Source organism: Duganella sp. FT27W, assembly GCF_009295655.1.
GTDB classification, from domain to species: domain Bacteria; phylum Pseudomonadota; class Gammaproteobacteria; order Burkholderiales; family Burkholderiaceae_D; genus Rugamonas; species Rugamonas zoogloeoides.
Map to the genome: position 1 here is coordinate 851,078 of NZ_WHIV01000001.1, position 18,734 is coordinate 869,811.

Annotated in this window: 10 protein-coding genes; 7 read left to right on the forward strand and 3 right to left on the reverse strand. The window is 66.0% G+C overall.

Annotation, left to right across the window (positions count from 1 at the left end; genetic code table 11):
* The first annotated feature begins 142 nt into the window (after nt 1-142).
* The 3 genes from poxB (at nt 143) to F8197_RS03705 (ending at nt 4,735) form a co-directional block, all read left to right on the forward strand.
* Complete coding sequence (poxB, locus tag F8197_RS03695; RefSeq protein ID WP_152880045.1) at nt 143-1,864, forward strand: ubiquinone-dependent pyruvate dehydrogenase; 1,722 nt, start codon at nt 143-145, stop codon at nt 1,862-1,864.
* A 15-nt stretch (nt 1,865-1,879) separates the two neighbouring features.
* Nucleotides 1,880-2,989, forward strand: coding sequence for an NADH:flavin oxidoreductase/NADH oxidase (locus F8197_RS03700; RefSeq protein WP_152880047.1), 1,110 nt, complete (start codon nt 1,880-1,882; stop codon nt 2,987-2,989).
* Between the two features lie 105 nt (nt 2,990-3,094).
* Nucleotides 3,095-4,735 (forward strand): family 43 glycosylhydrolase, encoded by a 1,641-nt coding sequence (locus tag F8197_RS03705; RefSeq protein ID WP_227012044.1) that lies wholly within the window; start codon nt 3,095-3,097, stop codon nt 4,733-4,735.
* A gap of 64 nt (nt 4,736-4,799) precedes the next feature.
* Here the strand turns inward: F8197_RS03705 and F8197_RS03710 are convergent, their stop codons facing one another.
* Nucleotides 4,800-6,227, reverse strand: a complete 1,428-nt coding sequence (locus F8197_RS03710) for a sugar porter family MFS transporter (RefSeq protein WP_227012045.1) — start codon at nt 6,225-6,227, stop codon at nt 4,800-4,802.
* Between the two features lie 31 nt (nt 6,228-6,258).
* Between F8197_RS03710 and F8197_RS03715 the strand changes: the two genes are divergently transcribed.
* A complete protein-coding gene (locus tag F8197_RS03715; protein WP_373996776.1) occupies nt 6,259-7,245 on the forward strand; it encodes a hypothetical protein in 987 nt (328 codons plus the stop codon).
* Here F8197_RS03715 and F8197_RS03720 read toward each other — a convergent pair.
* Complete coding sequence (locus F8197_RS03720; protein WP_373996777.1) at nt 7,242-8,201, reverse strand: LysR family transcriptional regulator; 960 nt, start codon at nt 8,199-8,201, stop codon at nt 7,242-7,244. The genes F8197_RS03715 and F8197_RS03720 overlap by 4 nt on opposite strands.
* 176 nt (nt 8,202-8,377) lie before the next feature.
* On the opposite strand from F8197_RS03720, the gene F8197_RS03725 reads away from it, so the two are divergent.
* Together F8197_RS03725 and F8197_RS03730 are read left to right on the forward strand one after the other, a co-directional pair.
* Entirely contained in the window at nt 8,378-9,151 is a 774-nt protein-coding gene (locus F8197_RS03725; RefSeq protein WP_152880053.1) for an SDR family oxidoreductase, read from the forward strand.
* Between the two features lie 97 nt (nt 9,152-9,248).
* Nucleotides 9,249-11,705 carry a beta-galactosidase gene (locus F8197_RS03730; protein WP_152880055.1) on the forward strand — a complete coding sequence of 819 codons (2,457 nt, stop codon included), beginning with the start codon at nt 9,249-9,251 and terminating at the stop codon, nt 11,703-11,705.
* Here F8197_RS03730 and F8197_RS03735 read toward each other — a convergent pair.
* The gene (locus tag F8197_RS03735; protein WP_227012046.1) at nt 11,692-12,837 is read right to left on the reverse strand and encodes a sensor domain-containing diguanylate cyclase; all 1,146 of its coding nucleotides are present in this window, start codon (nt 12,835-12,837) and stop codon (nt 11,692-11,694) included. The genes F8197_RS03730 and F8197_RS03735 overlap by 14 nt on opposite strands.
* 260 nt (nt 12,838-13,097) lie before the next feature.
* Here F8197_RS03735 and F8197_RS03740 point away from each other — a divergent pair, with 260 nt between their 5' ends.
* Nucleotides 13,098-18,674, forward strand: coding sequence for a DUF4011 domain-containing protein (locus tag F8197_RS03740; protein WP_373996778.1), 5,577 nt, complete (start codon nt 13,098-13,100; stop codon nt 18,672-18,674).
* The last annotated feature ends 60 nt before the right edge of the window (nt 18,675-18,734 follow it).

The window sequence follows — 18,734 nt, forward strand, 5'->3', positions numbered from 1 at the left end:
CGGCTTGCGCCCCTGGGCGCCATGCATCTGTGCGTAAGCGTACCCAGCGGGAAATGGGGCGCCTCCACTATAGGAGAGGCGAAACGCGGCAACCCTCCGCTACACTCGTTTCATTCTGATTGTTCACCGAGGAGAGACAGCCATGAGCGGTACAGCAGCGGATTGCCTGGCAAGCACGCTGGCCCAGGCGCGTGTCAAGCGCATCTATGGCGTGGTGGGTGATTCGCTCAACGGCCTGACCGACTCGCTGCGCCGGCAGGACAAGATCGACTGGGTGCACATGCGCCACGAAGAAGGCGCCGCCTTTGCGGCCGGCGCCGAAGCGCATCTGACCGGCGAACTGGCCGTGTGCGCAGGCAGCTGCGGGCCCGGCAACCTGCACCTGATCAACGGCCTGTTCGACTGCCAGCGCAGCGGCGTGCCGGTGCTGGCGATTGCCGCCCACATTCCAAGCGCGGAAATCGGCATCGACTATTTCCAGTCCACTCATCCCGAAAGCCTGTTCAAGGAGTGCAGCCATTACGTCGAGCTGGTGTCCCATCCGGCGCAGCTGCCGCAGATTTTGCACCGCGCCATGCGCATCGCGGTAGCAAAGCGCGGCGTGGCCGTGGTGGTCATCCCCGGCGATATCGCCACCCAGCGCCTGCATGCCGAGCCGCCACCGTGGCTGCTGCCCACCGCGCCGGCGATCCTGCCGCCGCCCGCCGACGTGGCGCAACTGGCCACCATCCTCAACGAATCCGAGCGCGTGGCCCTGTTCTGCGGCGCCGGTTGTGCAGGCGCCCATGCGCAGGTGATCGAACTGGCGCGCACGCTGCAAGCGCCCATTGTCCACACGCTGCGCGGCAAGGAGCACATCGAATACGACAATCCCTACGACGTGGGCATGACCGGCCTGGTGGGCTTTGCCTCTGGCTACAAGGCCATGAAGCGTTGCGATACGCTGGTGGTGCTGGGGGCGGACTTCCCGTACCGCCAGTTCTTCCCCGAGCATGCGCGCATCGTGCAGATCGACGTGCGGCCCGAGGCGCTGGGCAATCGCTGCCCGCTCACGCTGGGGCTGCTGGGCGGCGTCAGGGAGACCTTGGCCGCGCTGCTGCCCCTGCTCGAGTCCAAAGCCGACGACAGCTTCCTGGCCAGCGCCCGCCAGGACTACATTGCCGCCCGCAAGGACCTAGACCAGCTGGCCGCGCTCGATGACGGCACCCGCCACATCCATCCGCAAGCGGTCACCCGCATCGTCAGCGAACTGGCGCTTGATGACGCCATCTTCACCTGCGACGTCGGCACGCCGATCGCCTGGACCGCGCGCTACCTGAAACTGAACGGCAAGCGCCGCCTGGTCGGCTCGTTCAACCACGGCTCGATGGCCAACGCCATGCTGCATGCGATCGGCGCGCAGGTATCGCACCCGGATCGGCAAGTGATTTCATTCTCGGGCGACGGCGGCTTTGCGATGATGATGGGCGAATTCCTCACGTTGCTGCAGCTGGACCTGCCGGTAAAAGTCGTCGTGCTCAATAACGGCACACTGGGCTTTGTCGAAATGGAAATGAAAGCCCACGGCTATCCGGATGTCGGTTGCGATCTGAAAAACCCCAATTTCGCCGCCATGGCCGAGGCGATGGGCATCAAGGGCATCCGCGTGGAAGACCCGCAGCAGCTCGAAAGCGCCATCGCTGCCGCGCTGGCCCATAACGGCCCGGTGCTGCTGGACGTGGTCACGCCGCGCCAGGAACTGATCATGCCGCCGACCACCACGGTGGAAGAGGCCGGCCAGTTCGGACTGTTCATGATGAAGGCGGTGCTCGACGGCCGCGCCGGTGAACTGATCGACCTGGCCAAAGTGAACCTGCTGCGCTAATCTCAAGGAATCGATATGCCCCAATCTCAATTGTTCACCCCGCTGCAAGTGCGCAAACTTACGCTGGATAATCGCATCGTCATCGCGCCGATGTGCCAGTACTCGGCCGTCGATGGCTGCATGACTGACTGGCACCAGATGTACCTGGGCCAGCTTGCGCAATCGGGCGCCGCGCTGCTCACCATTGAAGCGACCGCAGTGCTGCCCGAAGGACGCATCAGCTATGGCGACGTGGGCCTGTACGATGACGCCACACAGACCGCCATGGGCCGCGTGATCGACTCGATCCGGCACTGGTCCGCCATGCCGATTGCGGTGCAACTGAACCACGCCGGCCGCAAGGCTTCTACTCAAAAGCCGTGGGATGGTGGCGGGCAGATCGCTCCGGGCCAGCCCGGAGGCTGGCCCACGATTGCGCCGTCGGCAGTGGCGTTTCACGACAACTACGTGGCCCCGGCTGCGCTCGACCACGCAGGTCTGCGCCGCATCCGCGACGGCTTTGCTGCCGCCGCGCGCCGCGCCGCCGACCTCGGCATCGACGTGATCCAGATCCACGCCGCGCACGGCTACCTGCTGCACCAGTTCCTCTCGCCGCTGGCCAACCTGCGCACCGACGAATACGGTGGTTCGCTGGACAACCGCGCGCGCTTTCCGCTCGAGGTATTCGATGCGGTGCGCGCGGCATTCCCGCCAGATCGCGCCGTCAGTGTGCGCATCTCGGCCACCGACTGGGTGCCGGGGGGCTTTACCGTCGAAGAAGCGCAGGCCGTGTCGAAAATGTTCGAGGACCATGGCGCCGATGCGATCCACGTCTCGAGCGGCGGCCTGCATCGGGACCAGGATATTCCGGTCGGCCCCGGCTACCAGGTGCCGCTGGCGCGCGCCATCAAAAACGTGGTGCAGATTCCCGTGGTGGCCGTGGGCCTGATCACCGAACCGCTGCATGCCGAAGCGATCATCGCCAACGGCGACGCCGACCTGGTGGCGCTCGCGCGCACCATCCTGTACGACCCGCGATGGCCATGGCACGCGGCTGCCGCGCTGGGTGCGCAGGTGCCGGCGGCCAGCCAGTACCTGCGGTGCCAGCCGTCGCAGTACAAGCAGCTGTTTCGCTCAGATCGGTGATTAAACACCGGCCATGCCGGTTTTGATATGGCTGTCGTCCGAACCGGCATAGCAGCGCAGGTCGTCCTCCGCTAGAATTTCCCGGATAACAACGAGGAGAGACTGATGCGGTATCCGATACCCCGAACCACAACCAGCGCCCGCTGGTTGCCCGGCTTGCTGCTGGCGCTGGCCGTGGGCGGCGCGGCCGGCACCGGGCCGGTCATGGCGGCCACCGCCGATACGCCGGCTACCGCCGATGCGCCGGCCGATGACGCTGCTTCTGCCACCGCCACTGCTACCGCCACCGCCGCTGCTACTGCTGCGGCGAATCGCACCATCCGCAACGGCGACTTCTGGCGCGATACCAGCGGCGCGCCGATCTATTCGCAGGGCGGCGGCGTGCTCAAGGTAGGCGAAAAATACTACTGGTATGGCGTCAAGTATGAGGAAGCGGTCGGCTATATCACCAGCCGCAAACCCGACGGCTCGGCCACCAGATTCAACGCAGTGACCGCCTATTCATCGACCGACCTGGTCAACTGGACCAACGAGGGCGAAGTGATCAAGGTGGCGGCGCCCGGCAAGATCTTCGAGCGCGATGCCTGGCTCGGCCGGTTGGGCGTGGTCTACCACCAGCGCACCAAAAAATACGTGCTGATCACCCAGTACGGCAGCAAGGGCGCCGGTAACGGCGTGCTGTTCGCCACCAGCGATACGCCCACCGGCCCTTTTAAATACGACAACCTGCAGACCCAGGTGCCCAATGTCAACGGCGCGGCCACCGGCGACCAGACCGTGTTCATCGACGACGACGGCCAGCCTTACCTCATCTTCAGCAATTCCGGCGAGCGGCGCCATTTGTACGTGGCGCCGCTGCGCGCCAGCGACTTCTTGCAGGTAGGCCCGGCCAAGCTGGTGCACCAGGCGCCGGCCGGCGGGCGCGAAGGCAACGCCATGTTCAAGCACAATGGCCTGTATTACTTCTGCTCGTCGGAGCTGCATGGCTGGAATGCCTCGCGCAGTTATTACATGACGTCGCCCAGCATCGACGGCGCGTACACGCCCGAGCGCCTGATCAAGGGCACGGAAAACGACTTCTCGCACGTCTCGCAAAACGGCTTTTTCATTCCCGTCGCCGGCGGCAAGCAGGGCACGGTGCTGTTTGCCGGCGACCGCTGGAGCAATTACGCCGGCAACGGCAATGGTTACAACATCTGGGTGCCGCTCACCTTCGAGGGCACGGCGCCGGTGTTCCACTCGCTCAGCGAATTCTCGCTCGACGCCGAACGCGGCACCTGGCAGGTGGGCAAGGGCAACAACTACGTGCTCAATCCCGGCTTCGAGGCCGACCGCGTGGCGCAGACCGGCGTGACCGGCTGGGTGGTCAGCTGGACCAACCTGAAAGGGCCGAGCCCCACCGTCAACGTGCTGGACAGCCGCACCGGCCGCTGGGCCCTGACGCTGGCGCACGACCAGCACACGATGGGCAGCGCGGTGCAGAACGTCACATTGCCGAACGGCCGCTACACGCTCAGGGCGTGGATAAAAGGCAGCGGCGGCCAGAAGGTGGCGCGGTTGTACGCCTACGGCCACGGCGGGCCGGAAGCGGCCATCACGCTCGAAACGGCCCGCACCGCGTGGACCGAGGTCAGCGTGCCCAACGTGGACGTCAAGAACGGCAGCGTGCAGATCGGCCTGTATTCGGAGGGCAGCGATGGCCAGTGGCTGAAGGTCGATGATGTCAGCCTGGTGGCAGAGCAGTAAATAACCTCGACCATGAAACAGGCCGGCGCCCTGCAAGGGGCGCCGGCCTTTTACGTTGATGAAATCAACGCCAGCCTTGCTCGATCTCTTCCAGGCTCTTGCCGCGTGTCTCCGGCAATTTGCGCAGCACGAAGACAAAGCCCGCCAGGCAGATCACCGCGTACAGCCAGAACGTCATGCCGGTGCCCATTGCGGCGTTGATCAGCGGGAAGGTGTAGGTCAGCAGGAAGCACGCGGCCCACAGCGCCGTGGTGGCCACCGCCATGCACGCGCCGCGCACTTCCTGCGGGAAGATTTCGGACAGCGCCACCCAGGTCACCGGCGCCAGCGTCATCGAGTACACGGCAATCGCGGTCACGACCAGCAACAGCAGTGGCCAGCCTTGCCAGCCGGCCAGGTAGCAGGCGCCCAGCGCCAGGTAGATCACGAACAGGCCGGCGCAGCCGAGCAGCATCAGCCGGCGGCGGCCCCAGCGCTCGACGGTTGCCAGCGCCACCAGCGCGAACACGCAGTTGACCACGCCGGTGATGACGATGTTGAACAGCATGTCCGACACGGCGTAGCCGGCCGAGGCGAAAATCTCCTGGGCATAATTGAAAATCACGTTGATGCCGCACCATTGCTGCAATACGGCCAGCACGACGCCAATCACCAGCACGCGCGCAAAACGCGGCTCGGCCAGTACCTGTTTCAGGCTGCGTCCCCTGGATGCGCCGAGCGCAGTGCGGATGTCATGCATGGCGCCGCGCGCATAGTCGGCGCCGCCCAGCTTGTGCAGCGCTGCCAGCGCATCGTCGGTGCGGCCACGGCCGGCCAGCCAGCGCGGGCTCTCCGGGATCAACAGGCAGCCGAGCAGAAACGCAACTGCCGGCACGGCGGCAGCGGCAAACATCCAGCGCCAGCCGGTGGTGCCGTTCCAGCTGGCGGCCAGCTGGGCGGTGGTGGCGCCGGCCGGCACCGGTTCGGCAATCAACAGGTTGACGATTTGCGCGCCGAGAATGCCAAGCACGATGGCGATCTGGTTCAGGCACACCATCCTGCCGCGGATCGCTGCGGGCGCAATCTCGGCGATGTACACCGGTGACAGCCCGGCTGCCAGGCCGATGGCCACGCCGCCGATCATGCGCCAGGCGATAAAGCCGTCGAACGAGCCGGCCCAGCCGGTGCCCACCGACGACACGGCAAAAATCACCGCTGCAATCAACAGGCCGCGCCGGCGGCCCAGGCGGTCGCTGATCCAGCCCGAGCCGATCGCGCCCACCAGGCAGCCGACCAGCGCGCAACTGACGGCCCATGCTTGCTGCGCTGGCGACACCAGCTGGAACCACGCCTCGTAAAATGGCTTGGCGCCGCCGATCACGACCCAGTCGTAGCCGAACAGCAGCCCGCCCAGGGCAGATACGGCCGCCGCCAGCCACAAGGTGGTGGTGGAGGCGGGCGGTGTGGCGGTGGTCGTGCTGCCGGCAGCCGGCTGTTCTATTCCATGCATCATTCCTCTGTCCTTTGCTGTTTGTCTCTTTATTGTGGGAATTGTCGTCGTCTGCGATTTTACAAAGGAAAGCGGGGCAGCAGCGACCCTCGGCCATGCCATTCCTGCTGCGAAGCATGACAAAGCAGCATGGCTCGCGGCCCGATGCCGACCGTATAATCGACCGATCCCCCATTATTCGAAAGGTTTTGTCCTGGAAGCGATCGAACTCCACTGCGGCGACAGTACCGCGCTCTTGTTTCCCGGTCATGGTGCGGCCATCGGCGCCTGGCAATGGCGTGGCGACGCGCTGCTGCATGCGCCCGACGGCCAGATCGCGTGTTTTCCCATGGTGCCGTACGCCAACCGCATCGCTCACGGCCGCTTGCCGGGGGAAGAACCGTTGCCGCCGCACCCGGGCGAGGCCCACAGCTTGCACGGCGTGGGCTGGCGGCGGCCCTGGCGCGTGATCGAACAACATACCGCGCATGTCGTGCTGGGCTTGCAGCACCAGGCCGACCGGCACTGGCCGTTCGATTTTGCCGCCACGCTGTCGATCGCGCTCGGCGACAACTGGCTCACGCAAACGCTGTGGGTGACCAATACCGGCATGCGCACCATGCCGCTCGGGATGGGTTTTCACCCGTTTTTTCACAGCGCGGGTGCGACGCTGAGCGGCAACTGGGCGGGCCGCTGGGGCGTGTCGGCCGACCATTTGCCTACCGGCGTGGCGCCGCAGCCAGTCGCGCCGGGGCCGCTGGCCGTGGGGCCGTGGCAAGTCAACAATTGCTATACAGGCTGGGATGGCAAGGCGGTGCTCAGCTACCCCGATTACGCGCTGCTGCTCAGTGCCGATCCGCTGTGCAGTTTCATGCAGTGTTACCGGCCCGGGGCGGACAGTGATTTTGTTGCTATCGAGCCCGTCACCCAGATTCCCAACGCCCACCAGTTGCGGGCCGAAGGCGTGGCCAGCACGGGCCTGCGCGACCTGGCGCCGGGCGCTGTCATGTCCACCTGGATGACCTTGCAGGTCTTGGGTTAGGGGACTTGGCGCAGCTTGCGGCTGGCCGCCAGTTCGACTGCCGCCGCTTCGCGCAGCGCATCGACCAGGATTTCAGCGCCTGGCGACAGCACGTGGCCCTGGCGCGTGATGATGCCGTACACGTCCATGCGCAGTTTCAGGTCGAACGGCAGCGCCACCAGTTCGCCCGCTGCAAGCTGCGCCTGCACCAGCTCTTTCGGCAGTGCCACCAGCATGTCGGTATTGGTCACCAGCGACACCACCAGCGGCACCGACAGGGTTTCCACGGTTTCCACCGGCGGATCGAGGCCCTCGGACAGGAACAGCGCCGTCAGCCGGTCGCGCAGGATGCTGCCGGCCGGCGGTACGATCCACGACTGCTCCACCAGCTCGGCCAGTTGCAGGTCGGCGCGGCCCACCAGCGGGTGGGTGGCCCGCACGATCAGGTGGTGGACTTCGTCGGTGATCGGTTCGAAATTGAGCAGTGGCACGGTCGAGGTATCGAGGATGCGGCCAAGCACCATGTCGAGCTGGCCGTCGAGCAGGCGCTCCACCATCGACTTGCTGGTGCTGAAATCGACCACCAGGCTGGCCTTTTGCGACCGCGCCTTGAACAGCTTGATGGCCTGCATCAGGATATTGGTCGCCGGTGTGAGCACGCTGCCAATCGCCACCCGGCCACCGATACCGGACAGCAGGGTGGAAATTTCGAAGTGCGCCGCATCCATCTCGGCCAGCGCCACGCCGGCGCGGCGGATCAGCATCTTGCCGGCCCAGGTCGGTACCACGCCGCGCGCCATGCGTTCGAACAGTTGGATGCCAAGCACGTGTTCGAGGTCGCTGATCAGGCGCGACGCGGACGGCTGCGTCAGGCGCGCGGCGGCGGCGGCATTGGCGATCGACGCGTGGCGGCCCAGCTCGACCAGCAGGATCAGGTGCCGCATCTTGAGATGGCTGCGCACAAAACGGTCGGACACGGTATGACTCATGAATGATGGCAAGAAAGATGGTCGTCGGATTATACCCGCCCCGTTTTTTCGGTCCGGCAGGCGGTCAGCCATGCCAAATCCGGTCATTGCTATGCCAAATCAGGATAGCCGCGCCGGCCTTACCCGTAAGACAATGTAGCAAAAACCTGCAAGGAATGGAGACTATGGCAGACAGAGTAAAAGACAAGGTGGTGATCGTCACCGGTTCGACCATGGGCATCGGCCGCGCAGTAGCCGCGCTGTTGCTGGAAGAGGGCGCCCAGGTGGTGCTCAACAGCCACCAGGACGATGCCCACGCGGCGTCCGTGCGCGATGAATTGGGTGGCCCGAACAGCCTGTACGTGCAGGCCGACATCGCCGACCGCGCCCAGGTGGAGGCGCTGGTGGCGCAAACCCTGGCCCGCTTCGGGCGCGTCGATGCAGTCATCAACAACGCCGGCATGAACGTGTTCACCGATCCGCTGGAAATGACGGCCAGCGACTGGCAGCGCTGCTTCGCGGTGGACCTGGAAGGCGCGTGGAACGTGATCCGCGCGGTGCTGCCGTCGATGCTCGAACGCAGCTACGGCAATATCGTCAATATCGCCTCGGTCCACGGGCACAAGATCATCCCCGGCTGCTTTCCGTACCCGGTGGCCAAGCATGCGCTGATCGGCCTGACCAAGTCGCTCGGCATCGAATATGCTGCGCGCGGCATCCGCGTCAACTCCATTTCACCGGGGCTGATCCTGACCGAGAGCGCCGAAGCCTGGCTGGCCTCGTGCCCCGATCCGGCCGCCGAACGCGCGCGCCAGGAACAGTTGCTCCCGGTGCGCCGCATCGGCACGCCGCGCGAAGTGGCCTACACGGCGCTGTTCCTGGCCAGCGACGAAGCCCGCTTCATCAACGCCACCGATATCCTGATCGATGGCGGACGTTCGCAGCTGTATTGCGATTAGATGCTGCCGGCCGCACTGCGGCCGGATAATTGCGACCGGTTCGCAGCAGCTTCGACCCGCTGCCACCGGAATTCTCTATCTCTTGCACAAATAAAAAATGACCGAGACCTTCCTGCGCGCGGCCCTGGCTGCGCTGATCTTTCCTGCCACCCTGGCGCAAGCCGACACCGTGCTGAGAATCGACGCCACCGCGCCGGTGGCCGCACCGCTGCTGGGCCACCTCAAGCAGGGCACGGCCGTATCGCCGGCCGGCGTGCGCCTGGGCGCCAACAACCAGTACCTCACGCGCGACGGCCAGCCGTGGTTTCCGGTCATGGGCGAATTCCACTACACGCGCTCGCCCGCCAGCGACTGGGAACTGGAACTCCGCAAGATGAAGGCGGCCGGTATCACGGTCGTCGCCAGCTACCTCATCTGGAACCACCACGAGGAGCAGGCCGGCAAGTTCGACTGGAGCGAGCGCCGCGATTTGCGCCGCTTCCTGCAACTGTGCAAAAAAGTCGGACTGGAAGCAGTGGTGCGGATCGGCCCCTGGGCCCACGCCGAGGTGCGCTTCGGCGGCGTGCCGGACTGGGTGGTGTACGCCATGCCCACGCGTGGCAACGATCCGCAGTATTTGCACTACGTCGAACGCTTTTACGCGCAGATCGGCCGGCAACTGAAGGGATTGATGTTCAAGGACGGCGGCCCGGTGATCGGCGTGCAGCTGGAAAACGAATACAACCTGCGCGGTCCGGGCAAGGGCGCGGAACACATCAGCACGCTCAAGCGGCTGGCGCTCAAGGCAGGGCTCGATGCGCCGCTGTACACCGTCACCGGCTGGGACGGCGCGGTGTATCCTCCCGGTGAAGTGACGCCGGTTTTCGGCGGCTACGTCGATGAACCGTGGGCCACCAGTACGCGCGAACTGGCGCCGAAAGAAACCTACGCGTTCCGCTTCGATACCCGCGTCAGTGGCGACCTTGGTGCGCAGACCGTGACGCACGAGCGCGGCACGGCCGATGACGAAATCGGCAAAACGCCGTTCTTCGGCGCGGAGTACGGACCCGGCGTGCCGTTCATGTACCGCCGCCGTCCCGTGATCGGCGCCGACGATGTCGCCTCGATGGTGCCCGTGCAGCTCGGTTCCGGTGTGAACCTGCTTGGCTACTACATGTTCCACGGCGGCCGCAACCCGGCCGGCCGCACCTGGCTGCAGGAGAGCACCGGCAGCGGCGGCTACAACGATGTCCCGCTGATCAATTACGACTTCCAGGCGCCGCTGGGCCCGGACGGCCAGCAGCGGCAAGTGCTCACGCGCCTGCGGCCGTACCACTGGTTCCTGCAGGATTTCGGCGCACGCCTGGCCACGATGACCGTGCGCAAGCCGGCCGCCGTGCCCGATAACGCCGCCGATCTGAAAACCCCGCGCTACGCAGCGCGCAGCAACGGCGACAGCGGTTTTGTCTTCGTCAACAACCACGTTCGCCAGTATGCAATGGCCGCACATCAGAACGTGCGCTTCGAAATTGCGCTGCCCGGCGGCAAACTGACTTTCCCGAGTACGCCGGTGGATATCGCCGATGGCGATTATTTCATCTGGCCCTATAACTTCGACCTTGACGGCACGGTGCTGAAATCGGCCACCGCGCAACCGCTGGCGCGGCTCGACCTGGGCGCCGAAGGCGTGGTGTACGTATTTGCCGCGCACAAGCGGATTCCCGTCGAACTGGCGTTTGACCGCGCCATTGCACCGCAATTGCAGGCCGCTGGCGCGCGCGTGGCCGAGCGCGACGGCAAGCTGGTGATCGATCAGCTGCAGCCCGGCACCGGCGCTGCCGTCACCATCGCCCGCAGCAAGGGCGGACCGGTGCGCGTGGTAGTGTTGACCGCTAGCCAGGCCGAACAACTGACCATTGCCGACGTGGCCGGCAAGCGGCGCCTGCTGTTGAGCGAACAGCAACTGGTGGTCGATGGCGGCGCGCTGCAACTGCGCTCGGTGGGCAGCAGCGCCTTCCGCGTAGCCGTGTTCCCGGCGCTGACCAAGGCGCCGACCGCTGCCGGTACCGTGCAAAAAGGGACTGACGGCATTTTCCAGACCTTCGCGGCCACGCTGCCCGAACGCCAGCTGACTGCCAGCATCGCGCCGTTGCGCGCGGCGCAAGCGGTACCGCCGCTGCTGATCGGCGGCAACGCCAAGGCAGCCCAGGAGCCGGGCCCGGAAACTTTTGGCGCAGCGGCCTCGTGGCAGGTGACGGTGCCGCCGGCCCAGCTCAAGGGCCTTGACGACGCCTTGCTCAATATCGATTTCGTCGGCGACATCGGCCGCCTGTATGCGGGCGTGGAGATGCTCGACGACTGGTATTACAGCGGCTATGGCTGGCAGTTCGGTCTGCGCCACATCGGCGAGCGCCTGGCGCAGCCGCTGACAGTATCGGTGCTGCCGCTGCGCGCGGACGCACCGATCTACCTCGACAGCAAGGCCCGGCCCGACTTCGGCGGCCAGGCCCAGCTTGCGCAACTGCGCGCAGTGACGGTGACGCCGGTGTACCTGCTCAGGCTCAAGGTGAAGTAAGCGGCCGCTGGAAGATCTCGAACGATCCATCGCCGCGCGCCTTGGCCGCATACATGGCGCTGTCGGCGTCTTGCAGCATGCCGGCCGTGGTGGCTGCGCCGCCCCGGGCCAGGCTGATGCCGACGGCGGCGCCCACGTTGACCAGCGTGCCATGCACGCGGAACGGCGCTTTCAGCGCGTCGATCAGGCGCAGGGCGATGGCGCGGGCGTCGGCGCTGTCGCTGCAGACGGCGGCCACCACGAATTCATCGCCGCCCAGCCGGGCCACCGCGTCGTCGGGCCGCATGCAGTGCTTCAGGCGCGCGCTCACCAGTTGCAGCAGCACGTCGCCGGCCGCGTGTCCCATCGTATCGTTGACTTCCTTGAAGCCGTTGAGGTCCATGAACAGGATGGCGGTCAGGCTGTCGCCTGTGTTTGCCGCCAGCAGCCGGTCCACGTGCTGGTTCAGCCAGGCGCGGTTGGGCAGGCCGGTCAGGGCGTCGTGCGTGGCCCGCTCCTCGAAGTCGCGCAGCATTTCCTTGTCGCGCGTGATGTCGCGCGAGACCATGACGGCGCCCACGCACTGGCCGGTCACCGGATCGATGATGGCGCTGGCCTTGGTGCCCAGCACGATGTAGTGGCCGTCGCGGTGCCGCTTGCGTACCTCCACCACGTTGGGCAGCACACCGCCGCCGAGCACGCTGGACAAGGCGGCGGCCGAGTGCTGCCGGTCGTCCGGGTGCAGGAACGCGATCACGGGCTGGCCCACCACGCTGGCCGGATTCCATCCCATCATCGATTCATATGACGGCGAAATCGACAGGTAATTGCCGGCGGTGTCGGCATGGGCGATCAGATCCGTGGTGTTTTCGATCAGCAGGCGGTATTCCCCGGCTTCGCGGCGGGCGCTGGCGAGCGCCTCGTGGTGAGCGCTGAGGTCGGTGATGAAGCCGTGATAGCAGCCCGGCGCTGCAGGCAGCCCCGACAGGCGCACCTGGCGCGTGACGCCGTCGCGGCACCGCAGCGCAAACTCGGCCTGGAACGGCGCGCCGAGGCCGATGGCGGTGGCGATGGCTTCCCGGTCATGCGCCATATCGCCGGCGTGCACCGTTGCCACCCAATCGGGCAGGGACAGTCGTGCGGGGACCGCCAACACCGCGTCCGGGACGAGTTGTAAAATAGCAAAAGTGCCCGACTGGTCGGTGGACGAGAGAGCGGAAAGCGGAAATTGGCTGGCGATGTGCATGGACCGGCCGCACAGCGGGTGGCGCTGGCGGACTTTGGCGAAATGTAAAGGGGGTCTTCTGGGGACCACGCTAAACTGCTCGGCATGGGCCATCGGGCGCAGTATAACGCGATGATTGAATGATTGTCGCACAGCATCACTATTATGTTAATAGCATGGGAAAACAAGTGGAATCAGTCGCAGCACCGGCAATCGATGCCGCCATCAACCCGGTCGACGTCGCATTGCATGTGGCGCATGGCAGCAAGCTCAATCTCGCCGACTTCCAGAATTCGGTGCCGCTGCTGCGGGAACTGGCGGTGGTCAACGACAGTGCGCATGAGCTCGTCGATTTGCAGCTGCGCCTGACGTCGTTTCCACCGTTCCTTAAAGCCAAGACCTGGCTGATCGACGCCAGCGGCCCTCATTCCCGCTACGGCATCGTCGATTGCGACGTCCAGCTGGACGGCATGTTGCTCGGCAAACTGACCGAAGCCGAAACCTCGACCATCACGTTTACGCTGGTGACCAAAGCCGGCACCGGGCACGAGCGCGTGCTGGCCACGTTGGAGCGCCAGGTCGAGCTGCTGCCGCGTAACCAGTGGGGCGGCTTGTCCCATCTGCCCGACCTGGTCGCAGCTTTCGTGCAGCCGAACGAGCCGGCCATCGATCGCCTGCTCAAGCAGGCTGCCGAGGTGCTGCGCCAGGCCGGCAAGAATCCTTCGCTCGACGGTTACGAAGGCGGCGCCCGCCGCGCCTGGGAACTGACGTCCGCGCTGTGGACGGCCGTGGCCGGGCTGGGCATCGATTACGCCTTGCCGCCGGCGAGTTTCGAACACCGTGGCCAGAAGGTGCGCAGCGCGTCGCAGTTGATGGATGGCCGCATTGCCACATGCCTCGACCTGACCTTGCTGTTTTGCTCGGCGCTGGAGCAGGCCGGCCTCAATCCCGTCATCGTGTTCACCAAGGGGCATGCGTTTGCCGGCGTCTGGCTGCGCCAGGAAGAGTTTTCCACGGTGGTGGTCGATGATGTGACAGCCATCCGCAAGCGCCTGCGCTTGCAGGAACTGGTGTTGTTCGAGACCACGCTGGCCGCCGCCCGGCCGGCGCCCGCGTTTACCCATGCGACGCAGATTGCCGCCGGCCAGCTGGCCGAAGCGGTGCAGGACCAGTTCGAACTGCTGGTCGATATCCGCCGCGCGCGCATGCAGCGCATCAAGCCGCTGGCCAGCGCGGAAAGCCACAGCTTTGCGGCGCCAGACGGCAACGCCATGCAGGCGACTGCCGCCACCTTCGACGACGGCGCCCCCGATCTGCCCGACGATGCGCCGCAAGATGCCCCCGCGCTCGACCCCAGGGACCGGCTGGCGCGCTGGCAGCGCAAGCTGCTCGACCTGTCGCTGCGCAACAACCTGCTCAATTTCAAGAGCGGCAAAAAGACCCTGCGGCTCGACGCGCCCGAACCGGCCGCGCTGGAAGACGCGCTGTCGGAAGGCGCGCCGATCCGGCTGGTGCCCCGGCCCGACTTGATGGAAGGCAGCGATCCGCGCAACCAGGCCTTGCACGAGCAGCGCTCGCGCGAGGACGTGCGGCGCGAACATGCGCTCGATGCGCTGGCGCGGCGCGAAGTGTTCGTCAGCGTCGATGCCCCGGAACTCGAGGTGCGGCTGGTGGAGCTGTATCGCAGTGCCCGCACCACCTTGCAGGAGGGCGGCGCCAACACCCTGTTCCTGGCGCTGGGCTTTTTGAACTGGACCCGCGACGACAAGGCGGGGCAGGTGTACAAGGCGCCGCTGATCCTGGTGCCGGTGTCGTTGCAGCGCAAAAGCGCGCGCTCGGGTTTCACGGTGAGCCTGCACGAGGACGAGCCGCGCTTCAATCCCACCCTGGTCGAGATGCTGCGGCAGGACTTCCAGCTCAACCTGGGCGTGCTCGATGGCGCGCTGCCGCGCGATGGCGCCGGGCTCGACGTGGCGCAGATCTGGCGCACCGTCTCGCACGCGGTGCGCGACATCAAGGGCTGGGAAATCTCGGACGAAGTGGTGCTGGCGCCGTTCTCGTTCGCCAAGTACCTGATGTGGGTGGACCTGGCGCAGCGCACCGACCAGTTGCGCGAGAGCCCCGTGGTGCGCCACCTGATCGATACGCCGCGCGAGCCGTATCAATCTGGCGCGCAGTCCACCCTGGCGTTTCCATTGCCCAGGCGGCTCGATGCGGACTACGCGCCCGAGCAGACCTTCTGCCCGCTGCCGGCCGACTCGTCGCAACTGTCGGCCGTGATGGCCGGCGCCAAGGGCAAGGACTTCGTGCTGATCGGCCCGCCCGGAACCGGCAAGAGCCAGACCATCGCCAACCTGATCGCCCAGTGCCTGGCCGAAGGCAAACGGGTGCTGTTCGTGTCGGAAAAGATTGCCGCGCTCGACGTGGTATATCGCCGCCTGCGCGAAGTGGGGCTGGGCGAGTTCTGCCTGGAACTGCATTCGAGCAAGGCGCGTAAACTCGACGTGATCAACCAGTTGCACCGCGCATGGGATGCGCAGGGCGATGTCGATCCCGAGGTATGGCGCGCCCAGGCGTTGAAACTCAAACGACTGCGCGATGAGCTGAACCAGTACGTCGAACGGCTGCACCAGCGCCATCGCAACGGCCTGACGATATTCCAGGCCATCGGCAACGTGGTCGATGGCGATGCCGATGCTGTACCCCGGGTCGAACTGAGCTGGCCAGATGCCGACGCCCACGACCAGGCCCAGCTTGACGCCCTGCGCGAGCTGACCGAACGCCTCAAAGTGAACGCCGCAGCCGTGGGCCAGCAACATTTGCAGGGCGGCCCGCTGATGGCGATCGGCCAGACCGACTGGACGCCGTCATGGCAGCAGACCCTGATCGGCGCCGTGCGCGCCACGGCAACCGCAGCCGAGGCAGCGCAACAAGCGCTGTCTCAGGTGGAAAACGTGACAGGCCTGGCCGGTTTGCCGACCGGCCGCCGCGCCAGATCGGCGCTTGCCGACCTGGTGCAGGTGCTGCCGCAGGCATTTGGTCACCAGTGGAGTTTCGTGTTTCTGCCGGAAGCACGCGCGGCGCTTGGACGCTTGCGGCAAGCGATGGCGGCGTTTTCCCAAGCGCCTAAGCCGGCTGGCGCCGCGCATGCAACGATGCCAGCGATGGCGCTGGGTACCCAAGCGTCCCCGCAAGCGCGCGGTTCGACATCCCGCAGCAACCCCGCCTGGCTGCAGGCGATCATCGCCCGCAGCCGCAAGGCGCAGGTGCTGCTGACCGAACGCGTGGCGTTGCTGAACGCGCTGGGCAAGCCGTGGGCGGTCGACATCGTGGCCGAACTGGAACGGGGCTTGCAACTGCTGGACGAACTCAAGTCCAGCGAGAGCGCCTTGTCCGTGCGCTACGACGAGCAGATAGAACAACTCGACGTACGGCAACTGCACCGGGCGTGGAACGACGCCGAAGCCAGCATCTGGCCGCTGTCGTGGAATCGCAAGCGCCAGCTGACCAGAACGCTGACGGACTGCATCTCCGGCGACACCGAACCGGACGTCGCCAGGGATCTCGGCCTGCTGGTGCGCATGCGAGAGCTGCGCGCCGCCATCGACGATGCCTGGACCGAGCTGGATAACAGCGAGGCAACGGTGCTCCGCGTGCTGGCGTTCGAGGCGGCAGTGTCAAACGCGATTGCCGATCTGGCCGAGAGCGAAGACGACGCCGCCGTGCTGCGCCAGGCATTCGACATGCTGGCGGGCGACGGCAATACGCAACTGGCGCCGGGCGGGGCGGTCGTTACCGCCGGCAACCGCTACCTGGCCGCCATTGGCACCCTGCAGGCCGCGCTGGAGCACCTGGCGCAGGCCGGCATGTTCAGCGTGGGCGTGGCGATGCAGTTCGACGAACTGGCGCTCAGCGACCTGGCCGCGCGTTGCGCCCGCATCATGGCGGCCGAGCCGCGCCTGAAGTCGTGGTGCGCCTGGCGCAAGGTGCGCGCCGAAGCGCAGGCGCAAGCGCTGGGGCTGCTGGTCGGCGCCATCGAAACCGGCCTGGTGGCGCCGGTGCAGGCGTTGCGCACCTTCGAGATCAACTATAGCCGCTGGTGGCTCAACCGCGCGGTGGACAACGAGGATGTGATCCGTAACTTCGTTTCGGCCGAGCACGAAAAGCGCATCGGCGACTTCCGCGCGCTCGACCGCCAGTTCACCGACGTCACCCGCGCCTGGGTGCGAGCACAGCTGTGCGCCGGCATGCCGCGCGCCGACGAGGTCACCCGCAATTCCGAATGGGGTGTGCTGCGCCACGAGATCGGCAAGAAAAAGCAGCACATGCCGCTGCGCGAACTGATGCACAGCATCCCGACCGCGCTGGCCAGGCTGGCGCCATGCTTGTTGATGAGCCCGTTGTCGATCGCCCAGTACCTGGCGGCGGACACCAGCGCCTTCGACCTGGTGGTGTTCGATGAAGCATCGCAAATTCCCGTGTGGGATGCCATTGGCGCCATGGCGCGCGGCAAGCAGGTGGTGATGGTGGGCGACCCCAAGCAGTTGCCACCAACGTCGTTCTTCGACCGCGCCGATGCCTCCGAAGACGACGAGGACGTCGAAATCGACCTCGAAAGCATCCTCGACGAATGCATGGGCGCCAACCTGCCCACCATGAACCTGTCGTGGCACTACCGCAGCCGCAACGAATCGCTGATCGCGTTTTCCAACCACCGCTACTATGGTGGCGCCCTGGTGACGTTCCCGTCGCCGGTGGCCGAAGACAAGGCGGTCAGCTTCCACCACGTGGCGGGCGTGTACGACAAGGGCGGGGCACGCATCAACCAGCTGGAGGCCAAAGCGCTGGTCGCGGACATCGTCGCCAAGCTCCGGTCGCCGGGCTTTCGCGAGTCGAAGCTGACCATCGGCGTGGTCACCTTCAATACCGAGCAGATGCACCTGATCGAAGACTTGCTCGACGAGGAGCGGCGCAAGGACCCGGCGCTGGAACCGTATTTCCTCGAATCGGAACTGGAGCCGCTGTTCGTGAAAAACCTGGAATCGGTGCAGGGCGACGAGCGCGACATCATTTATTTCTCGGTTACCTACGGTCCCGACCAGGGCGGCGGCGTCTCGATGAATTTCGGCCCGATGAACCGCGATGGCGGCGAGCGTCGCCTGAACGTGGCGATCACGCGTGCACGCCAGGAGTTGCGGGTGTTCTCCAGCCTGAAAGCGGAACAGTTCGACCTGTCGCGCACCCACGCCGCCGGCGTGCGCGATCTCAAGCACTTCCTGGCATTTGCCGAACGCGGCCCGCGCGCGCTGGCCGAAGCCACCAAGGGCAGCCTCGGCGGTTTCGAGAGCCCGTTCGAGGCAGCGGTGGCCAGCGCCCTGGCCGCGCGCGGCTGGCAGGTGCACACGCAGATCGGCGCGTCGTCGTTCCGGGTGGACCTGGCCATCGTCCATCCCGATGCGCCCGGCGTCTATTTGTGCGGCGTGGAATGCGACGGCGCCACCTACCACCGCTCGGCGACGGCCCGCGACCGCGACCTGCTGCGCGAACAGGTGATGCGCGGACTGGGCTGGGAGATACTGCGGATCTGGTCGACCGACTGGTGGATCGACCGGGAGGGGACGTCGGACAAGGTGCATGAGGCGCTGGAGCGACTGCTGGAAACCAGCCGGCAGCAGCGCGGCGAGACGGAACAGCGTGCCGAAGCCGCTGCCAGCGAGGCAAACGCTGCTACAGCCGCCGCTGCGCAAGCATCGCCACAACCTTAACTGTGCAGCGGCGTTGCCGCTCTGCACGCATGGCGCCGTCGTCCGCGTCCGCGCTTGACG